The sequence below is a fragment of the Rhizobium ecuadorense genome, from assembly GCF_001187535.1.
In the GTDB taxonomy this organism is placed as follows: Bacteria; Pseudomonadota; Alphaproteobacteria; order Rhizobiales; family Rhizobiaceae; genus Rhizobium; species Rhizobium ecuadorense.
Genome location: NZ_LFIO01001033.1, coordinates 1 through 214 on the forward strand (window position 1 = coordinate 1; position 214 = coordinate 214).

Sequence of the window (214 nt, forward strand, 5' to 3'; positions counted from 1 at the left end):
TATCGATGCCGCGCATGAACTCAGGACGCCGATCGCGATCATGCAGACGCGGATCGACGGAACACCCGAGGGCCAGGACCGCAGGCGATTGCTCGATGACGTCGCGCGCCTCGCCGAGACTGCCGAACAACTGCTCGATTTCGAGCGTAACAATCAGGCGATCGATCTGCACGAAACGATCGATCTCGTCGAAGTCGCCCGAACGGTCGTTGCC

At 61.2% G+C, this 214-nt stretch carries 1 pseudogene; it reads left to right on the plus strand.

Annotated elements, in window-relative coordinates:
• Positions 1 to 214 (plus strand): annotated as a pseudogene (locus AF337_RS18615) (sensor histidine kinase); the annotation flags it as partial.